The sequence below is a fragment of the Streptomyces broussonetiae genome (assembly GCF_009796285.1).
Taxonomy (GTDB): Bacteria; Actinomycetota; Actinomycetes; order Streptomycetales; family Streptomycetaceae; genus Streptomyces; species Streptomyces broussonetiae.
The window spans coordinates 4252238-4271033 of the sequence record NZ_CP047020.1 but is presented as its reverse complement, the minus strand read 5'-3'; the positions used below and the strand labels follow the sequence as shown (position 1 = coordinate 4271033).

Here is an 18796-nt window from a genome sequence, read left to right as displayed (position 1 = left end):
TGAGCATGCGACGGCCCCACAGGGGTCCTGGCCCGGTGCGCGCGCCGACTTGGCGGTAGCGTGGCGCGCACAACAGGCCCGTGCACCGCACTGCGACGGGCCCGGACCGGGAGCGGCACAGAGCATGAGTACGCAGGACGGACTGACGCACATCGACGAGGCGGGCGCGGCCCGCATGGTCGACGTATCCGGGAAGGACGTGACCGCGCGCACCGCCCGCGCCAGCGGCCGTGTCCTTGTCTCACCCCGCGTGGTCGGGCTGTTGCGCGGCGAGGGGGTACCCAAGGGGGACGCCCTCGCCACCGCGCGGATCGCGGGCATCATGGGCGCCAAGCGCACCCCGGACCTCATCCCGCTGTGTCACCCGTTGTCGGTGTCCGGTGTGAAACTGGATCTGTCGGTTGCGGACGACGCCGTGGAGATCCAGGCCGTCGTGAAGACGACGGACCGCACGGGCGTCGAGATGGAGGCCCTCACCGCCGTGACGGTCGCCGCACTCACCGTGATCGACATGGTGAAGGCGGTCGACAAGGGAGCGGTCATCACGGACGTACGGGTGGAAGAGAAGACGGGCGGCAAGTCGGGCGACTGGAGCCGGGCATGACCTACCGCGCTCTGGTGGTCACCGCCTCCAACAGGGCCGCGGCCGGTGTCTACGAGGACAGGGGCGGCCCCCTGGTCGCCGACGGCCTCAAGGGCTTCGGGTTCCACGTGGACGGCCCCCGGGTGGTCCCGGACGGGGATCCGGTCCAGGAGGCCCTGCGCGCGGGCGTGGAGGCCGGGTACGACGCCATCGTCACCACCGGCGGCACCGGCATCTCGCCCACCGACCGCACGCCCGAGGCGACCCGCGCGGTGATCGACATCGAGGTGCCGGGCATCGCGGAGGCCATCCGCGCGTTCGGCCGGGAGAAGGTTCCGACCGCCGCGCTGTCCCGGGGCCTGGCCGGGGTGGCGGGGCGGACCCTGATCGTCAATCTGCCCGGCTCCACGGGCGGGGTGAAGGACGGCCTCGCCGTACTGGAGCCCCTGCTGATCCACGCCGTCGACCAGATCCGCGGCGGCGACCACCCCAGATCCAGCAGCGGGGGTGCGAGCTGAACAGCCTTTCCTGGCCCGTCGTGCTGGCGGACGGCGATGTCGTCCTCCGACCGATAAAGCTGCGCGACCAGCGGGCCTGGCGCGAGGTGAACCGGCGCAACCGGGACTGGCTGCGCCCCTGGGAGGCGACCATCCCGCCGCCCACACCGAGCGGACCGATCGTGCACCGGCCGACCTACCGCCAGATGGTCCGGCACCTGCGTTCCGAGGCCAACGCGGGTCGGATGCTGCCGTTCGTCATCGAGTACCAGGGGCAGCTCGCCGGGCAGTTGACGGTCGCCGGGATCACCTGGGGGTCGATGTGCTCGGGGCACGTCGGGTACTGGGTGGACGAGGCGGTGGCCGGGCGCGGTGTGATGCCCACGGCCGTCGCGCTCGCCGTGGACCACTGCTTCCGCGCCGTCGGGCTGCACCGTGTCGAGGTCTGCATTCGCCCCGAGAACCGGCCCAGCCGCCGGGTCGTGGAGAAACTCGGATTCCGCGAGGAGGGGCTGCGGCCACGCTATCTGCACATCGACGGGGCCTGGCGCGACCACCTGGTCTTCGCGCTCACCGCGGAAGAGGTGCCCGACGGGTTGCTCGCGCGCTGGAAGCGGGCACGCTCCCAGAGGGAGAGCCGCGCCGAGCGCCCGGCGGACGAAGGGGGCGCAGCCGGTGCTTCGCGCACCCCCGGGGTCGCCGAGCCGTCGCGGAATCCCCAGAACACTCCCGGGAATCCCGCCTAGGGCCCTCAGGAATTGAATACGTGTTCGAAATTGATGGGCTGCCGACCCTCGCGAGGTATTGAATTTCGCGCCCGTGTCGGTCCTCTGATCGCATCGATCGCAAAAAAAGCTGGCAATATCAGCCAGATCGTGCGACACACCGGCCCAATTGGCGGATGGCCTCACGCAAACCCCTCTACCGTGTGAGGCGTGAGCAGCAGCGGCCTCATCTACGCAGTCATTGTCGGGGCCTGGGCCGCCTACTTGGTGCCTATGTGGCTCCGTAGGCAGGACGAGCTGAACGAGGCCCGTCCGACGGAACGCTTCAGCACCGCCATCCGGCTGCTGTCCGGACGGGCGGGCATGGAGCGTCGATACGCCAGGGACCTGCGGGCGCGCTCCGCCCAGGAGGGGGAGCCGGACGCCGGTGATCCGGACGCCGTCACCGACTCGGTGGACGTCCGGGCCTTCGCCATGCCTCCGACCCGTCGTCAGGCGCACGCGGAAGTCGGGCCCGAGGCGCCCGGAAGAGCGGAACCCGCACGCGACAAGCCCGCCGTGCCGGCATCCAAGTCCGGGGCCGTGCCCGGACCCAAGCGGGTGCCGACCGCGCGTCGAACGGCCTCCGCGCAGGCGGCCGCGGCACGTGCCAGGCGCTCGAAGGTTCTCGCGCGCCGTCGGCGTACCACCGTGTTGCTCTTCCTCGCCTTCACGCTCGGTGCGATCGTCGCCGCCGTCGGAGGACTCGCCTTCCTCTGGGTGCCCGCCGTGCCTGCCGTGCTGCTCAGCACGTACATCGCGTACCTGCGCTCCCAGGAGCGCCGGCGCTTCGCCTATCAGATGGACCGTCGGCGGGCCGAGGTTGCGGCGCAGCGGCTGCGGGAGCGCCAGCCGCGCCGGCGCGCGCCCCTCGAGGCGAGTACCGGCGCGGACGAACCGGAGGAGGTTCCACGGACGGACACGGACCCCTCTCTCTCCGCGCTCGCCGCGGATCGGCGCGCCCTGGTCGAGCAGACCGACCACGCCGAGTGGGTCGACCAGCAGCGTGAGCGGCAGCGGCGGCCGGGCGGGGACAGCTGGGACCCGGTGCCGGTGCCCCTGCCGACGTACGTGACCGCGCCCGTCGCGCCGCGTGCCACGTCCGACGTGGATCTGGGGGCCCCCGACGCGTGGAGTTCGGCGCGATCCAGCTCGGTGGCGCCGGAGCACGAGGCGGCCCCTGCGCCGGAGGCGGGTGAGCAGACGCCCATGGCCGAGGACAAGCCGACAGGCGGCCGTAGTGACGCGCGCCGCGCAGCCTCCGCGCGCCGGGCGCGCGAGCGCGGGCGCACGCCCCTCTTCGATCAGTACGAGGACGGCGACCGCCCGCGCGCGGCGAACGAGTAAGTCCGCCGGCATGCCCTGCGGCGCGCCCCCGGCGGTCCGCGCTGCCTGCGGGATCCCCGTCGTGACCAGTCAGGGAACGGATTTCCAAGCACCCCGATGGGGATGCTAGAGTTTCACTCGTTGCAAGGGCCTGTGGCGCAGTCCGGTAGCGCACCTCGTTCGCATCGAGGGGGCCAGGGGTTCAAATCCCCTCAGGTCCACGCAGCATGAAGCCCCTGTCGGCATTGCCGACAGGGGCTTCATCGTGTGCGCGGGCAGGGTGCCGGCTCGCGGCCGGGCCCGCCGGGGCTCAAGCGGGCCCGGTGTGATCCGAGTTACGGCTTCAGAGCTGCTTCGCGAAGCAGCGGCTCTCGTCATGGAAGCGGTAGTAGCCGAACTTGGCGCACGGCTCGTAGCCGCTGGAGGTGTACAGGGTGATGGCCTCCGGCTGCTTGGTGCCCGTTTCCAGGACCATGCGGGAGCGGCCGGCGGCGCGCGCGTCCTCCTCCAGGGCCGTGAGCATCCGGCGTGCCAGGCCGCGGCCACGAGCCTGCTCGATCACGTACATGCGCTTGAGTTCGGCGTCGCCGTCCTCGTTGCCTTCGTCGTTGAGGTCCTGGCTGCGCCAGCCGCCGGTCGCGACGGGGCGGCCCTGCTCGTCGTACGCGATCAGGTAGACGCCCCGTGGCGGGGCGAAGTCCGCGGCGTCGAGGGTCGTGGCGTCGCCGCCGTCGCCGTAGCGCAGGTGGTATTCGGCCTGGACCTCGTCGTTGAGCTTGACGGCGTCGGGGTGATCGAATCGGATACGACGTATATTCATGCTGGATATCGTACTTCTATGCAGGTGAATGTCGGATGGTGCGGACGGGCTCCGACCAGTGTGCCGGTATCGTGCCCTGGTGCTGACTGTGACCTCGGTGAACGTGAACGGGCTGCGGGCCGCCGCCAAGAAGGGCTTCGTGGAGTGGCTCGCCCGGACGGAGGCGGACGTCGTCTGCCTCCAGGAGGTGCGCGCCGAGCCGCACCAGCTGCCCGAGGAGGTGCGGCAGCCCGACGGCTGGTACGTGGTGCACGCCCCGGCCGCCGCCAAGGGCCGGGCGGGCGTCTCCCTCTACACGCGACGTGAGCCCGACCGGGTCCGGGTCGGCTTCGGCTCGGCCGAGTTCGACGGCAGTGGGCGCTACGTCGAGGCGGACCTGCCCGGCGTCACGGTCGCGTCCCTGTACCTGCCCTCCGGCGAGGTCGGCACCGCGCGGCAGGACGAGAAGGTGCGCTTCATGGGCGAGTTCCTCGCCCACCTCAAGGCGCTGCGCGCGCGGGCCGCGGCCGACGGGCGCGAGGTGGTCGTCTGCGGCGACTGGAACATCGCCCACCAGCAGACAGACCTCAAGAACTGGCGCGGCAACACCAGGAACTCCGGCTTCCTGCCCGAGGAGCGGGAGTGGCTCGGCGGCGTCCTCGATCCGGCCGACGGCGGGTACGTCGACGTCGTGCGCGCCCTGCATCCCGATGTCGAGGGGCCGTACAGCTGGTGGTCGTACCGCGGGCGGGCCTTCGACAACGACTCGGGGTGGCGCATCGACTACCACGTCGCCACGCCCGGGCTCGCCGGCAAGGCCGTCAAGGGGTTCGTGGAGCGCGCGGCCACGCACGCCGAGCGGTGGTCCGACCACGCGCCGGTGACCGTCGTCTACGACCTCTAGGTGGGCCCCTGTCCGCCGGGCGCGAGCGGACTCACGCGCCCCGCTCGTCCGTCTCCTTGGTCAGGCGGCGGTCCAGGGCCAGGGAGAGTTCCGCCTCCACCACGCTGCGGGCCAGTGGGCGCAGGCGGTGGAGGTCTTCCTCGGGGGCGTGGCGCAGGATCAGGTCGGCGAAGAGTTCGGCGAGGGCGTCGGCGTGTTCGCGGACGCGGGCGGCGGCGGTGAGAACCTCGCCGAGCGGGATGCCCTCGCGGACCAGCGCGGAGGAGACGTCCAGCAGACGGCGGCTGATGTGGACGATCTCGTCGCCGTCGGTGCCGAGGTAGCCCAGCTCCATGGCGGCGGCGAGGTTCTCGGGTGTGACCTCGCCCTCGAAGCGGGCGGCGAGTTCCTCCGGGGTGAGGCGGACCGGCTCCTCCTCCGTGGGGGTGCCGACGCCGAGCAGGTCGGCGACGTTGCGGCCCTGGTCGAGGGCCTCCGCGAGTTCCGCGATGCCGTTCAGTGTGTGACCGCGCTCCAGCAGGGCGGCGATGGTGCGCAGGCGCGCCAGGTGGTGGTCGTCGTACCAGGCGATCCGGCCCTCGCGCCGGGGCGGAGGGATCAGCTTGCGCTCCCGGTAGAAGCGCAGGGTGCGCACGGTGATGCCGGCGAGTCGGGCCAGCTCTTCCATGCGGTACTCGCGCAGGCGCGTGTCGTGGGCGCCGTGGTGCGCGCCGTGCGCGCCCTGCACGCCGTCCCGGCCGTGGCGCCGGCTGCCCCGACCGCCCTGGCCTTCCTTGCGTCCACCCTCGTCTGCCACGCCCGCAGCCTATGTTGTACCGCCGGTAACTTTCCCGCCCGCGACCCCTACCGCTCGGTACGGAGCTGTTCTACAGTCCCATTGCGCCAGTGTTCACTGGCGGAGTCCAAGGCGATGCGTGGAGGCTTCGGGATGGCCGAGCACGAGCATGTACGGGTGGCGGTGATCGGGTCCGGGTTCGGCGGGCTGGGGGCCGCCGTGCGGCTGCGCCGCGAGGGGATCACCGACTTCGCCGTACTGGAGCGGGCCGACAGCGTCGGGGGCACCTGGCGGGACAACAGCTACCCCGGGTGTGCCTGTGATGTGCCCTCCCACCTCTACTCCTTCTCCTTCGCGCCCAACCCCGACTGGCCGCGCACCTTCTCCGGGCAGCGGCACATCCGCGCCTACCTGGAGCACGTCACCGACCTGTTCGGGCTGCGCCCGCACATCCGCCTGGACTCCGAGGTCAAGCTGGTGACCTGGGACGCCGAGAACCTGCGCTGGACCATCGAGACCACGCGCGGCTCGCTGACCGCCGACGTCGTCGTCTCCGCCACCGGGCCGCTGTCCGACCCGAAGGTCCCCGGGATACCGGGCCTGGAGTCCTTCCCGGGCAAGGTGTTCCACTCCGCCCGCTGGGACCACGACCACGACCTGAGGGGCAAGCGCGTCGCCGTGGTCGGTACCGGTGCCTCCGCCATCCAGATCGTTCCGGCGATCCAGCGCGAGGTCGGCCGGCTCACCCTCTTCCAGCGCACCCCGCCGTGGGTGATGCCCCGCATGGACCGCGCCATCAGCGGCGCCGAGCGGTGGCTGCACCGGTCCGTGCCCTTCACCAGCCGGCTCAGGCGCGGACTGCTGTGGGGCATCCGGGAACTGCAGGTCCAGGCGTTCACCAAGCACCCAGACGAACTCGGCCTGATCGAACAGCTCGCCAAGCGCAACATGGCTCGCGCCGTCAAGGACCCGGCCCTGCGCGCCAAGCTCACCCCCGACTACCGCATCGGCTGCAAGCGAATCCTGCTGTCCAGCACGTACTACCCGGCGCTGGCCAGGCCGAATGTGGACGTCGTCGCCAGCGGGCTGAGCGAGATCCGCGGCTCGACGCTCGTCGCGGCCGACGGCACCGAAGCCGAGGCCGACGTGATCATCTTCGGTACGGGCTTCCACGTCACGGACATGCCGATCGCCGAGCGCGTGGTCGGTGCGGACGGCAGGACGCTCGCCGAGTCCTGGAAGAACGGCATGCAGGCGCTGCGCGGCACGGCCGCGGCCGGCTTCCCGAACTTCATGACGATCATCGGGCCGAACACCGGCCTCGGGAACTCCTCCATGATCCTCATGATCGAGTCCCAGCTGAACTACATGGCCGACTACCTGCGGCAACTGGACGTCCTGGGGGTCCCCCCGGGCCCTCAAGGCACCGGGGGAGGCCGTACGGCCCTCGATGCCCGGCCCGCGGCCGTCGAGGACTGGAACCGCAAGGTCCAGGAACGCATGAAGCGGACCGTGTGGAACACCGGCGGCTGCACCAGCTGGTACCTGGACGCGAGTGGCCGCAACACCACCGTCTGGCCCGGTACGACGACCGAGTTCCGTACCGCGACCCGGCGGGTGGACCTGGCGGAGTACGAGGTCGTCCGCAAGCCCGGCGTGCGGGTCACGGGCGTCGGCGCGGGGAGCGCGAAGGCCGCGGAGCCGGGTGCGGGCGGCGTGAAGGGCGCAGAAAGCGCCGGCTCCGGCGCGAAGAGCGGCGCGAAGAGCACGGTGAGCGGCGCGAAGAAGACGAGCCTGCCCGCGCGTACTGCCAAGCAATCCGCGCGCGCCACCGGGAAGTCCGCGGCCACGCGCGCCGGCGGCGCTCAGCAGAGCGAGGGCGCGGCATGAGCCGGCCCACCCCCGTCGCCCACGGACGCTACGCCCCGCCCGTGCCCTCCCGGGAACTCACCGTCGACTCCTCCGACGGCGCGCGACTGCATGTAGAGGTGCACGGGCCCGAGAGTGCGCCCCCCGTTGTCCTCTCCCACGGCTGGACCTGCTCGACCGCCTTCTGGGCGGCGCAGATCCGGGACCTGGCGACCGACCACCGGGTGATCGCGTACGACCAGAGGGGGCACGGGCGCAGTCCTGCGAGCCCCGCGTGCACCACCCAAGCGCTGGCGGACGATCTCGAAGCCGTGCTCGCCCGGACACTCGCGCCGGGGGAGAAGGCCCTGTTCGTCGGCCACTCCATGGGCGGCATGACCGTCATGGCCGCGGCTGCGCGCCCCCGCTTCCGTGACCACGCCGCCGCCGTCCTGTTGTGCAGCACGGGCAGTTCGCGCCTGGTCGCGGAGGCGCGGGTGGTGCCGATGCGCGCCGGGCGCGTGCGCACATGGATCACCGGGCGCATTCTCGGTTCGAGTGCTCCGCTCGGTCCGGTCACGCCGGCCGCGAAGCGCATCCTCAAGTACGCCACCATGGGCGCCGGTTCCGCCCCGCACATGGTGGAGGCGTGCGCGCGGATCGTGCACGCCTGCCCGCGCACTGTGCGCCGTGCCTGGGCCGGCGTGCTCGAGGCGCTCGATCTCGACCACGGCGTACGGGAGTTGCACGCGCCCACCGCGGTGGTGCACGGCGCGTCCGACCGCCTCACGCCCCCAGTGCACGCCCGCGCACTGGTCGCCGCCCTGCCGCGCTGTGTCGGTCTCACCGAGCTGCACGGCGTCGGGCACATGAGCCCGATCGAGGCCCCGGACCTGGTGACCGGCAGGATCCGGGAACTCGTCACCACCTACGTCACGGGGGACACCCCCGACACTCCGGGGACCGCCGACACCCGCGACACCCCCGACTCCGCGGGGACCGCCGACGTCCCCAACGACACCGAACGCCGTTCCACCCCGGCGCAGATCAAGGAGGGCGCATGAGCAGGGTCAGCCTCGAAGGGCAGGTCGCCGTTGTGACCGGAGCGGCGCGCGGCGTCGGTGAGCTGCTGGCACGCAAGCTCTCGGCGCGCGGCGCGAAGGTCGCGCTGGTCGGGCTGGAGGAGGAGGCACTCAAGGAGGTCTCCGGCCGGCTGCACAGCGACAGCGCGTACTGGTACGCCGACGTCACCGACCACGAGGCGATGAGCCGGGTCGCGCGGGAGGTGAAGGAGCGGTTCGGGAAGGTGGACATCGTGGTCGCCAACGCCGGTGTGGCGACGGGCGGTCCGTTCATCGACTCCGATCCCGGCGCGTGGCGGCGTGTGATCGAGGTGAACCTGATCGGTTCGGCGGTGACCGCGCGGGCTTTCCTGCCGGTGCTGGTCGAGAGCCGCGGCTATCTCCTCCAGATCGCCTCGCTCGCCGCGATCACGCCCGCGCCGATGATGACGGCGTACTGTGCCTCCAAGTCGGGCGTGGAGGCGTACGCGCACAGCCTGCGCGCCGAGGTCGGCCACCAGGGCGTGCGCGTCGGCGTCGGCTATCTGTCGTGGACCGACACCGACATGGTGCGCGGCGCCGACCAGGACGACGTCATGCGGGAGTTGCGGCAGCGGCTGCCGTGGCCGTCGAACAAGACCTATCCGCTGGGCCCCGCCGTGGACCGGATCGTGGCCGGGATCGAACGCCGCTCGGCGCACGTGTACGGACAGTGGTGGCTGCGCGGCATGCAGGGCGTGCGCGGATACCTGCCGGCGCTCATCGGGACCGTCGGGCAGCGCGAGATGCAGCGGTTCGGGCCCCGCCTGCACGGTATGCGCTCGGGGCTCGTGGGCGCGGGCGGGGCTGCCGACGAAGCGGCGCGGGCTACGCACCGTAACTGATCCACATGCGTGACGTGTTCCTCCGTGTGAATCTGGTCGAGGCCCCACCAAGGGGCCGATTCCCCACTCTCGCTCACCACAGGAGTGAACCCACATGGGTACGAAGGACCAGATGCAGGGCAAGGCCCAGCAGGCCAAGGGCAAGCTCGACCAGGCCCGTGAGCAGGCCGGGCAGCGGGGCAAGCAGCAGCGAGGCCGGCAGGGTCAGCCTGGCCAGCAGCAGCCGCAGCCCGGTCGCCAGCACGAGAACATGCGCGACATCGAGGACACGGAGCGTGAGATGGAGGACCGGTTCGACCGGGACTACGACGCGTAGCCGCTGCCCTCGGCTTCGGCTGGTTTGACGTGGGCGCCCTTCGTTCTACGGAGGGCGCCCTGCGTTGTTGTCCGGCTTTGGTTGTTGTGCGGGTGCGGGTGCGTGGAGGCTTGTCGCGCAGTTCCCCGCGCCCCTTGGGCGCGCGCTCCCTGCCGTTACGCGCCCCTTGCCGTTACGCGCTCCTAACCATTGTTCCTCGGCGGCAGCTTCGGGCGGGCCCTGTTGGGGACGTCGGAGTAGTCCGGGGGGATGGCTGCCGGGTTGGACTCCAGGAGGTCCAGGGCGAGTTGGATCGCGTCGTCCATCTGGGCGTGACGGCCCTCGGCCCAGTCCAGGGGCGTGCGCATGATCTCCAGGTCGGGGGTGACGCCATGGTTCTCCACGGACCAGCCGTAGGCGTCGAACCAGGCCGCGTTCATCGGGACCGTGATGACCGTGCCGTCGCCCAGCGCGTGGCGGCCGGTCATGCCGACGACCCCGCCCCAGGTGCGCGTGCCGACCACCGGCCCGAGCTGGAGCAGCTTGAACGCGGCGGTGATCATGTCGCCGTCCGAGGAGGTCGCCTCGTCGGCCAGGGCGACCACCGGGCCCCGCGGCGCGTTCGAGGTGTACGACACCGGCTGGGCGTCCCGGGTCAGGTCCCAGCCCAGGATCGTCCGGGTCAGCTTCTCGATGACGAGTTCGCTGATGTGCCCGCCCGCGTTGCCGCGCACGTCCACGATCAGCGCGGGCCGGGACACCTCCATGCGCAGGTCGCGGTTGAACTGGGCCCAGCCGGAGCCGCCCATGTCGGGGATGTGCAGATAGCCGCACTTTCCGCCGCTCAACTCCCGTACGACCTCACGGCGTTTGGCGACCCAGTCCTGGTAGCGCAGCGACCGGTCGTCGACGAGCGGGACGACGGCGACCCGTCGGACCTGGTCCGCCTCCCCCTGTGCCGGGGTGAACGTCAGCTCCACGGTCGTCCCCCCGGAGCCGGCGAGCAGCGGGTACGGCCCCGTCACCGGGTCGACCGGACGGCCGTCGACGTGGGTCAGTACGGCGCCCTCGCGGATGCCCGTGCCGGCCAGCGGTGAGCGGGCCCGGGAGTCGGAGGAGTTGCCGGGCAGGATGCGCTTGATGGTCCAGTGGCCGTTGCGTCGGACGAAGTTGGCGCCGAGGAGACCCTGGCGGCGCTGGTAGTGCGGCGGGCCCTCGTTGCGCCGGGCGGCGGTGACGTAGGCGTGCGAGGTGCCCAGCTCGCCGAGTACCTCCCTGAGGAGATCCGCGAACTCGTCGGGAGAGGTGACCCGTTCGACCAGCGGGCGGTACTGGTCGAGCACCCCGTTCCAGTCGATGCCGCACATGCCCGGGTCCCAGAAGTAGCCGCGGATGAGGCGCCCCGCCTCCTCGTAGGCCTGGCGCCACTCGGCGGGCGGGTCGACCTCGTGCAGGATGCGGCGCAGGTCGATCCACACGGTCGTGTCGCCGTCGCCCGGCTCCGTGGCGGGAACGGCGCGCAGCTCGCCCTCGTCCATGACGACGAGCCGGGTGCCGTCGCCGCTCACCGTGAACCAGTCCATGTGGTCGACCAGTTCGGACTTCTTCGCCTTGGTGATGTTGAAGTACTCCAGGGTCGGGCGGCCGCTGATGTCGGCAGGATTGACGAAGGTCTCGCCGAGTGCACCGGAGATCGGCCAGCGCAGCCAGACCAGGCCGCCGCCGGCGACCGGGGACAGCGCGGAGTACTTGGAGGCGATGACCGGGAACGGCGTGACCCTGTTCTGCAGGCCCTCGATCTCCACGGTCACCGTGCCGGCCTCGCCCGTCTCCTCGTCCTCGACCGGGTCGAGCCCGCCGGCGGCCGGGCGTCCCTCGGGGTTCAGGGCGAAGGGGGAGGGGGTCGCCGAGTTCAGCGGGACGAGGTACGGGCGGCAGCCGAGCGGGAAGGAGAGGTCGCCGGTGTGGACGTCGTAGACCGGGTCGAAGCCGCGCCAGGACAGGAAGGCGAGGTAGCGGCCGTCGCGGGTGAAGACGGGGTTCTCGTCCTCGAAGCGGCCGTTGGTCACGTCCACGATCAGCCGGTCCTTGATGCGGGCCAGCTTGATCTGGCGCAGCGAGCGGCCGATGCCCGGGTGGGACCAGGTGAGCCAGGAGCCGTCGGGGGAGAAGGCGAGGTCGCGCACGGGGCCGTTGATGGAGCGGATCAGCTCGGTCACCCGGCCGGCCGGCCCTCCGGCCCCCTCGGCTGCCTCCGTCCCCTCTCCCGCCTCGCCGACCTCGCTCGCCTCGGCCTCCTCGGAGTCCTCCGCGGCACCCGCCGTGACCTCCCCGCCCTCGCGCTCCCCGGTGTCGATCAGCAGCAGCCGTCCGTCGTGCGAGGCGATGGCCAGGCGTTCGCCGAGCGGGTCGGAGACCAGTTCCAGGACCCGGCCCAGGGCGCCGGAGGCGAGCCGGCGCGGGGCGCGGTCGCCGGTCGCGCGCGGCAGCTGGGCGATCTCGACGGCGTCCTCGCCCTCCGCGTCGGTGACGTACGCGACCTGGCCGGTCGTGCCGAGCATCTCCGGCAGCCGCACCCGGACGCCGGGCGTGTCGGCGATCGTACGGGCCGGTCCGTCGCGGTGGGTGAGCCAGTACAGGCTGCCGCGTACCACGACGGCGCTGGCGCGGCCGGTCTCGTCCACGGAGATGCCGTCGACGTTCTGTGCGGCCGGCACCTGATAGCGGCGCCGCCCGGTGGCGGGCCCGGCGAGGCGGATGTCCAGCTTGCGCGGTACGGCCTTGGGGGAGAAGTCGTCCACCAGCCACAGGTCGCCCGCGCACTGGTAGACCACCCGGGTGCCGTCGCTGGAGGCGTGCCGGGCGTAGAAGGCGTCGTGGTCGGTGTGGCGGCGCAGGTCGGTGCCGTCGTACGTGCAGGAGTAGAGGTTGCCGACGCCCTCGTGGTCGGAGAGGAAGGCGACGCGGCCGGCGACGAACATGGGGCAGGCCAGATGGCCGCCGATGTCGGGCACGAGCTGGCGCCCGTGCAGCCAGAGGCGTCCCATGGCGCCGCCGCGGTAGCGCTTCCAGGAGGCCGGTTCGTGCGGCGGGGTGCCGGTGAGCAGCAGCGTCCTGTGCTCGCCGTCGACGTCGGCGACCTGGATGTCGGTGACCGGGCCCCAGGGCAGCCGCGCGCCGGGATCGCCGTCGGTGGGGACCTTGTAGGCCCAGGTGAAGTAGGAGAAGGGCTGGTCGTGCGAGGCCACGGCCAGGATGTCGGCCTTGCCGTCCCGGTCGGGGGGCGTCCACCCGCAGACCTGGGTGTCGGAGCTGCCCCAGTACGTCAGCTGCCGTGCGGGGCCGCCGTCGGTGCCGACGAGGTGGATCTCGGGGTCGAGGCTGCGCCAGGTCGAGTACGCGATCCGGCGGCCGTCGGGTGAGAAGCGCGGATGACCGGTCTTGGTGCGGTCCGCGGTGAGGCGCCAGGCGCGGCCCGGGGAGTCGAGGGGGGCCAGCCAGAGGTCGTCCTCGGCCACGAAGCACAGCAGGTCGCCGCTGAGGTGGGGAAGGCGCAGATAGCTCACGTCCCTATGCTTTTCCGGTCAAAGGGCCCCAGCAACTTGTACACGGGTGAGCGAGCCGGACTTATGGGGACCGAACAACCGTGACCCAACCCACGTACGAAACGGTTTCGTTTCGCATGCTCTCGGGGTATCTTCACGGTGGTACGAACAGCAGGCTCCCGAGCGGGAAGGTGAGTGGCATGACCGAGGTCGTCGCAACGGCGCGTCGCAGTCGGATCACGCCCGAGCGTGAGGCCGAGCTGTACGAGGCCGTGCTCGACCTGCTCCGGGAAGTCGGCTACGACGCCCTCACCATGGACGCCGTTGCCGCTCGCACCAAGTCCAGTAAGGCGACGCTCTACCGCCAGTGGGGCGGCAAGGCCGAGCTGGTCGCGAAGGCGGTGCGGCACAACAAGCCGGGGGGCATGGCGCTCGACGAGATCGACACCGGGTCGCTCAAGGGCGATCTGCACGCTCTCACCATGCGTTCCGACGACTGCGAGATGGAGCAGAACTCCGCGCTGATGCGGGGTCTGGCCATGGCGGTGCACAGCAATCCGGACCTCCTGCGGGCGTTCCGGGAGCATCTCATCGAGCCGGAGATGGCGACGTTCCGTCGTGTCGTGCAGCGGGCCGTCGACCGGGGTGAGGTCCGTGCGGACAACCCGGCGATCGAGTTCATGATGCACATGATGCTGGGCGGGTTCGCCGCCCGGACGATGCTCGACGAGCTGCCGCCGACGCAGGCCTTCCTCATGTCGTACATCGACGCCGTGGTCCTCCCCGCCCTCGGCATCCCCACCGACTGACTTCTCTCCCCGGCAAGCCCACCATCTGACGTCACCGCTCACGTCGTCGGGCTGACCACCCCTGCCCTGATCAACCCCACGACCTGACCGGGAGTACGCCTCCGTGGCCACGTTTCTGTACAAACTGGGCCGTCTCGCCTTCCGGCGACGGCACTTCGTCGCCCTGATATGGGTGGCGCTGCTGACCCTCGCCGGGGTCGGCGCCGCCTCCGCGCCGCCCGCCGGCAGCACCTCCTTCTCCATCCCCGGCACCGAGGCGCAGAAAGCGTTCGACCTGCTCGAACAGCGCTTCCCCGGGATGAGCGCCGACGGCGCCACCGCGCGCGTCGTCTTCAAGGCGCCGGCCGGCGAGAAGATGACCGACAAGCTCAACAAGGCGACCGTCGAGAAGACCGTCAAGGAGCTGGGCGGCGGCTCCGAGGTCGTCTCCGTCGCCGACCCCTACGCCGGGCACGCCGTCAGCAAGAACGGCGAGATCGCCTACGCCTCGGTGAAGTACAGGGTCTCCGGCATGGAGCTGAAGGCCTCCTCCAAGAACAGCCTGAAGGAGGCCGCACAGCAGGCGCGCGACGCCGGGCTGAGCGTCGAGGTCGGCGGTGACGCACTGACCGCGACCCCGGAGACCGGCTCCAGCGAGGTCATCGGCATCGTCATCGCCGCGGTCGTCCTCGTCATCACCTTCGGCTCGCTGCTCGCGGCCGGATTCCCGCTGCTCACCGCGCTCATCGGCGTCGGTATCGGCGTGTCCACGATCACGGCGCTCGCCAGCGCCCTGGACCTGGGCACCACGACCTCCACACTGGCCTCGATGATCGGCCTCGCCGTCGGCATCGACTACGCCCTCTTCATCGTCTCCCGCTACCGCGCCGAACTGGCCGAGGGCCGCGAACGCGAGGAGGCGGCCGGGCGGGCCGTGGGCACGGCGGGCTCCGCGGTGGTCTTCGCGGGCCTGACCGTCGTCATCGCCCTGGTCGGCCTGTCGGTCGTCAACATCCCGATGCTGACCAAGATGGGCATCGCGGCGGCGGGCACGGTCGCCATCGCCGTCCTGATCGCGCTCACGCTGATCCCGGCGCTGCTCGGCTACGCCGGCCGCAAGGTCAAGCCCGCGGGCCAGAAGAGCAAGCTGCTCGGCGGCGGCCGTACGCCCAAGAAGCCGGGCCGGCCCAACATGGGTACCCGCTGGGCGAGCTTCGTCGTACGGCGGCCCGTCGCGGTCCTGCTGCTCGGCGTGATCGGCCTCGGTGCCGCTGCGGTCCCGGCCGCCTCGCTCGAGCTGGGCCTCCCGGACGACGGCTCCCAGCCGACCTCCACCACCCAGCGCCGCGCCTACGACCTGCTCTCCGAGGGCTTCGGACCGGGCTTCAACGGCCCGCTGATGGTCGTCGTCGACGCCAAGGGCAGCCATGACCCCAAGGCCGCCTTCACCAAGGTCGGCGACGAGATCAAGGGCCTGAAGGACGTCGTCACGGTCACCCCGGCCGTGGCCAACAAGGCCGGCGACACCGCGACCATCACGGTCGTCCCCGGGTCCAAGCCGTCCTCCAGGACGACCGAGGACCTGGTGCACACCATCCGCGACAAGGGCGCGGACGTCGCCAAGGAGACCGACTCCAAGATCCTGGTCACGGGCTCGACGGCGATGAACATCGACGTCTCGCAGAAGCTGAACGACGCGCTGCTGCCGTATCTGGCACTCGTGGTCGGCCTCGCCTTCCTGCTCCTGATCGTGGTCTTCCGCTCGATCCTCGTCCCGCTGAAGGCGGCCCTCGGCTTCCTGCTCAGCGTGACGGCGGCCCTCGGCGCAGTGGTGGCGGTCTTCCAGTGGGGCTGGCTGTCCGGCCTGTTCAACGTCTCCGAGACCGGCCCGGTCATGTCGATGATGCCGATCTTCATGGTGGGCGTCGTCTTCGGTCTCGCCATGGACTACGAGGTCTTCCTCGTCACCCGGATGCGGGAGGCGTACGTCCACGGCGAGAAGCCGACCCAGGCCGTGGTCACCGGCTTCCGGCACGGGGCGCGGGTCGTGACGGCCGCCGCGATCATCATGATGGCCGTCTTCTCCGGCTTCATCGGCTCCAGCGAGTCGATGATCAAGATGATCGGCTTCGGCCTCGCGATCGCCGTCTTCTTCGACGCGTTCATCGTCCGCATGGCGATCGTCCCGGCGGTGCTCGCCCTGCTCGGCAAGCGGGCCTGGTGGCTGCCCAAGTGGCTCGACCGCGCGCTGCCGAACGTCGACGTCGAGGGTGAGGGCCTGCGCTCGCAGTCCTCCGCGGACGGCAAGGACGCCGACCCGGACGGCGAGCGGGAGCTGGTACGCGCGTGACGTACCGCTTCTAGTCCACATCGGCCTCCGGCCGATGCCGACCAGCCGGTGAGGGTGCCCGTGGGGACGGGGCTGCACCCTCACCGGCTGCTTTTCGTCCCAGGACCTGGCGCGCCCGAAGAGGTCATCTTCAGGCGGAACTTGGGACAGACGTCCGGGTCGTCGTTCTCGTAGAGGTACGTCCGCCCGGAGCCCTCGGCGATCGACAGCTTGTCGAGGGTGTCGTCGTTCAGGAAGAGTCTTGGGCTGGTGAGGGAAAGGCTGACGTGCGGGGGTTTGCCGGATCCGCCGCTGTAGTCCACGTCCCAGGTGCCCGACCCGTTGAACGTGTCACCGAGTTCGCTCCTGTACCAGTCGCCGGTCGGCCAGTTGCGGACGGTGACGCTGCCGCCGGACCTGCCGACGGGCGGCCTGAGAGTCAGCGTCACCGCCTTCGCGTCGCCCTCCCCCGTGTAGGTGCCCGTCAGGTCGACGGAACCGACGGAGGTCGCCTGCTTCGCCATACAGGCCTCGACGGCGGTGGACGAGGAGGAGCAGCCGGCCAGGGGGGACAGCAGCGCCGGCACGGCGACGGCCGTCATCCAGCGCAGCCGCCGGCCTGCCGGGAGGACTCGGGACACGGGGCTACTTCTCCTTCGCGGGAATGCGTTCGGTCCAGACGATCTTCTGGTCCTCGGACGAGAAGACGCCGTGGTCGCGGTTGGTCTCCTTGAGCCAGTCGTAGTAGCCGATGTAGTGCAGGAACGACTCGTTGCTCGTGGTGTTGTGCAGCGTGTACTCGACGACCACGGAACCGTCGGGGTCCTCGCCCTTGACGTCGTAGTGCAGGTTGTACGAGCCGGTGAACGCCTCGCCCAGGTGGGCTTTGTCGCCGGTGACGATCGCGGGCAGGTCGGTGGTGATGAGCTTCTCGAGGGCTCCCACCTTGCCGCCGGAGGAGATCGAGTAGGCCACGTCGCCCTCGGGCTGGCCCGTGGAACGCCACTGCTGCAGCGTGTCCACTCGTAGCTTCTGCATGCTCTCGCTGGACCGGATCAGCTCGGTCATCCTGTCCCCGCTGAAGTACTCGCGGTGCCGGGGGCCGTCGCCGGTCACCCAGTCCCAGCCGAGCGAGTACGGATCGTCCGAACTGGACGCCGGATACGGGTTCTTGCCCTGCATGGCGAGATCCAGCGCGTTGTACTCGTCCTCCCCGATCCTGCCGGTGGAGTCGATGTCCGTGAACCCGGGTCTGTCGTTGAACCACGGGCCCAGGCCGATGTCCGCCATCAGGCTGAAGGCGAGGTTGCGGTCGGCCGTGACGCCGCGCTTGAGGATCTCCGCGATCTCGTGCCGTGCCGCCTCGATGTCCTTCTTGTCGTCCTTGGTGGGGTTCGCCTTGCAGACGCCGCCCGTGACGTCCGGGGCGGGCGTCCCGTCCGACTGGATGTACAGGCCCTTGTCCGTGGCCCGCCGGACGGCGTCCTTGAGATCCTTCTGAGCGGACTTGAGATCGCCCACCGCGTCCTCGATGACGCGCCGCGAGGCGTCCGCCACGGACGTCGCGTGCTCCAGCTGCCGCTGGATGTCGTCGATCATCTTCCAGGCGTACGGGGCCGCGGCCCCCTCCCAGTAGCCCTTGTCGCGCAGCGGGGTGAGGACTTCGTCGTGCAGGCGCTTGCCGAGGCCCTTGATGGAGGTGTGGATGCTGTCCCAGCGGTCCGCCAGCTTGTCCAGGACCGTCAGATCCGCCGTCATCAGGGCCTGGTGGAAGGAGTCGGCCATGTCAGTAGTCCATCAACGCCGAGCGGATCTGCACCTGTCGCGCCGTGTCCCCGACGGCGCAGTCGGTCTTCTTGTAGGTGTCGTCGGCCGACCGCAGGCTCTCGGCGATGTGGGTCAGCCATGCCGTGACCGTGCCGGACTGCAGTTCCCACTGCCGGTGGGCCAGCCGGATCGCCCGCGCCGACTCGAACTCCGTCAGTGCCGCCACGGCCTTCAGCGCCGGCTCCTCCAGCGAGGCGGCCGGCTTGTAGAAGTCGTCGTGGACGTCGTCCACCTGACCGGCGGCCGTCTTGAGCACGGCCGGCGCGATCTTGAGCGGGTCCTGCGGTCGGCCGGAGTGTCCCGGCGGTTCGAGGAGCCCGGGGATGTCCCCCGGTCGGCCGGACTTTCCCGGCGGCGGGAGCAGTCCGGGTGCGCCCGGTTGCACCGGCGTGATGTTCAGCGGGTCCTTGGTGCTGGAGGCGGGCGGAGCCGAGTACATACCCTCGAAGCCCGGAATGACGTGATGCTTGTTGAACTCGTCCGGCGTCAGCGGCAGTTGCGTCTGACCCGGTTCCGGAAGTCTGTCGTCCGCCGGTACGGCTTTGCTTTCGCTCACAGTGATCCCCCGTAG

The 18796-nt window shown here is 70.9% G+C and carries 17 protein-coding genes and 1 tRNA gene; 12 read left to right on the top strand and 6 right to left on the bottom strand.

The window, feature by feature from the left end:
* Positions 1-124 precede the first annotated feature (124 nt).
* The 5 genes from moaC (at position 125) to GQF42_RS19670 (ending at position 3391) form a co-directional block, all read left to right on the top strand.
* Positions 125-604: a cyclic pyranopterin monophosphate synthase MoaC gene (moaC, locus tag GQF42_RS19690; RefSeq protein WP_158921707.1), complete on the top strand. Its 480-nt coding sequence runs from the start codon at positions 125-127 to the stop codon at positions 602-604.
* Positions 601-1101 (top strand): MogA/MoaB family molybdenum cofactor biosynthesis protein, encoded by a 501-nt coding sequence (locus GQF42_RS19685; protein WP_158921705.1) that lies wholly within the window; start codon positions 601-603, stop codon positions 1099-1101. The genes moaC and GQF42_RS19685 overlap by 4 nt, the downstream gene beginning before the upstream one ends.
* 20 nt (positions 1102-1121) lie before the next feature.
* Positions 1122-1826, top strand: coding sequence for a GNAT family N-acetyltransferase (locus GQF42_RS19680; protein ID WP_158921703.1), 705 nt, complete (start codon positions 1122-1124; stop codon positions 1824-1826).
* Positions 1827-2015: 189 nt separating this feature from the next.
* Positions 2016-3191 (top strand): divisome protein SepX/GlpR, encoded by a 1176-nt coding sequence (gene sepX / locus GQF42_RS19675; RefSeq protein ID WP_158921701.1) that lies wholly within the window; start codon positions 2016-2018, stop codon positions 3189-3191.
* A 126-nt stretch (positions 3192-3317) separates the two neighbouring features.
* Positions 3318-3391: transfer RNA gene (locus tag GQF42_RS19670), tRNA-Ala, on the top strand.
* Positions 3392-3513: 122 nt separating this feature from the next.
* On the opposite strand, the gene GQF42_RS19665 is transcribed toward GQF42_RS19670, so the two are convergent.
* The gene (locus tag GQF42_RS19665; protein WP_158921699.1) at positions 3514-3990 is read right to left on the bottom strand and encodes a GNAT family N-acetyltransferase; all 477 of its coding nucleotides are present in this window, start codon (positions 3988-3990) and stop codon (positions 3514-3516) included.
* Between the two features lie 28 nt (positions 3991-4018).
* Here GQF42_RS19665 and GQF42_RS19660 point away from each other — a divergent pair, with 28 nt between their 5' ends.
* Complete coding sequence (locus tag GQF42_RS19660) at positions 4019-4873, top strand: exodeoxyribonuclease III (RefSeq protein WP_158921697.1); 855 nt, start codon at positions 4019-4021, stop codon at positions 4871-4873.
* A gap of 31 nt (positions 4874-4904) precedes the next feature.
* Here the strand turns inward: GQF42_RS19660 and GQF42_RS19655 are convergent, their stop codons facing one another.
* Entirely contained in the window at positions 4905-5540 is a 636-nt protein-coding gene (locus GQF42_RS19655) for a MerR family transcriptional regulator (RefSeq protein ID WP_158930342.1), read from the bottom strand.
* Positions 5541-5801: 261 nt separating this feature from the next.
* Between GQF42_RS19655 and GQF42_RS19650 the strand changes: the two genes are divergently transcribed.
* From GQF42_RS19650 to GQF42_RS19635, 4 genes are all read left to right on the top strand, one after another.
* Complete coding sequence (locus GQF42_RS19650) at positions 5802-7538, top strand: flavin-containing monooxygenase (RefSeq protein ID WP_158921695.1); 1737 nt, start codon at positions 5802-5804, stop codon at positions 7536-7538.
* Entirely contained in the window at positions 7535-8560 is a 1026-nt protein-coding gene (locus GQF42_RS19645) for an alpha/beta fold hydrolase (protein WP_158921693.1), read from the top strand. Before GQF42_RS19650 ends, GQF42_RS19645 begins: the two co-directional genes overlap by 4 nt.
* Positions 8557-9441: an SDR family oxidoreductase gene (locus GQF42_RS19640; protein WP_158921691.1), complete on the top strand. Its 885-nt coding sequence runs from the start codon at positions 8557-8559 to the stop codon at positions 9439-9441. The genes GQF42_RS19645 and GQF42_RS19640 overlap by 4 nt, the downstream gene beginning before the upstream one ends.
* A 94-nt stretch (positions 9442-9535) precedes the next feature.
* Positions 9536-9757 (top strand): hypothetical protein, encoded by a 222-nt coding sequence (locus tag GQF42_RS19635; RefSeq protein WP_158921689.1) that lies wholly within the window; start codon positions 9536-9538, stop codon positions 9755-9757.
* Between the two features lie 182 nt (positions 9758-9939).
* Here GQF42_RS19635 and GQF42_RS19630 read toward each other — a convergent pair whose 3' ends face one another.
* A complete protein-coding gene (locus GQF42_RS19630) occupies positions 9940-13302 on the bottom strand; it encodes a S41 family peptidase (protein ID WP_158921687.1) in 3363 nt (1120 codons plus the stop codon).
* Between the two features lie 179 nt (positions 13303-13481).
* Here GQF42_RS19630 and GQF42_RS19625 point away from each other — a divergent pair, with 179 nt between their 5' ends.
* Both GQF42_RS19625 and GQF42_RS19620 read left to right on the top strand, forming a co-directional pair.
* Entirely contained in the window at positions 13482-14090 is a 609-nt protein-coding gene (locus GQF42_RS19625) for a TetR/AcrR family transcriptional regulator (protein ID WP_158921685.1), read from the top strand.
* A 103-nt stretch (positions 14091-14193) separates the two neighbouring features.
* Positions 14194-16419: an MMPL family transporter gene (locus GQF42_RS19620; protein ID WP_158921683.1), complete on the top strand. Its 2226-nt coding sequence runs from the start codon at positions 14194-14196 to the stop codon at positions 16417-16419.
* Positions 16420-16499: 80 nt separating this feature from the next.
* Here GQF42_RS19620 and GQF42_RS19615 read toward each other — a convergent pair whose 3' ends face one another.
* From GQF42_RS19615 to GQF42_RS19605, 3 genes are read right to left on the bottom strand one after another with little or no spacing between them, the layout of a single operon-like run.
* Positions 16500-17039, bottom strand: a complete 540-nt coding sequence (locus GQF42_RS19615) for a hypothetical protein (RefSeq protein WP_158921681.1) — start codon at positions 17037-17039, stop codon at positions 16500-16502.
* Positions 17040-17043: 4 nt separating this feature from the next.
* Positions 17044-18183 (bottom strand): hypothetical protein, encoded by a 1140-nt coding sequence (locus GQF42_RS19610; RefSeq protein ID WP_158921679.1) that lies wholly within the window; start codon positions 18181-18183, stop codon positions 17044-17046.
* 1 nt (position 18184) lies between these two features.
* Positions 18185-18781: a hypothetical protein gene (locus GQF42_RS19605; RefSeq protein ID WP_158921677.1), complete on the bottom strand. Its 597-nt coding sequence runs from the start codon at positions 18779-18781 to the stop codon at positions 18185-18187.
* Between the last annotated feature and the right edge of the window lie 15 nt (positions 18782-18796).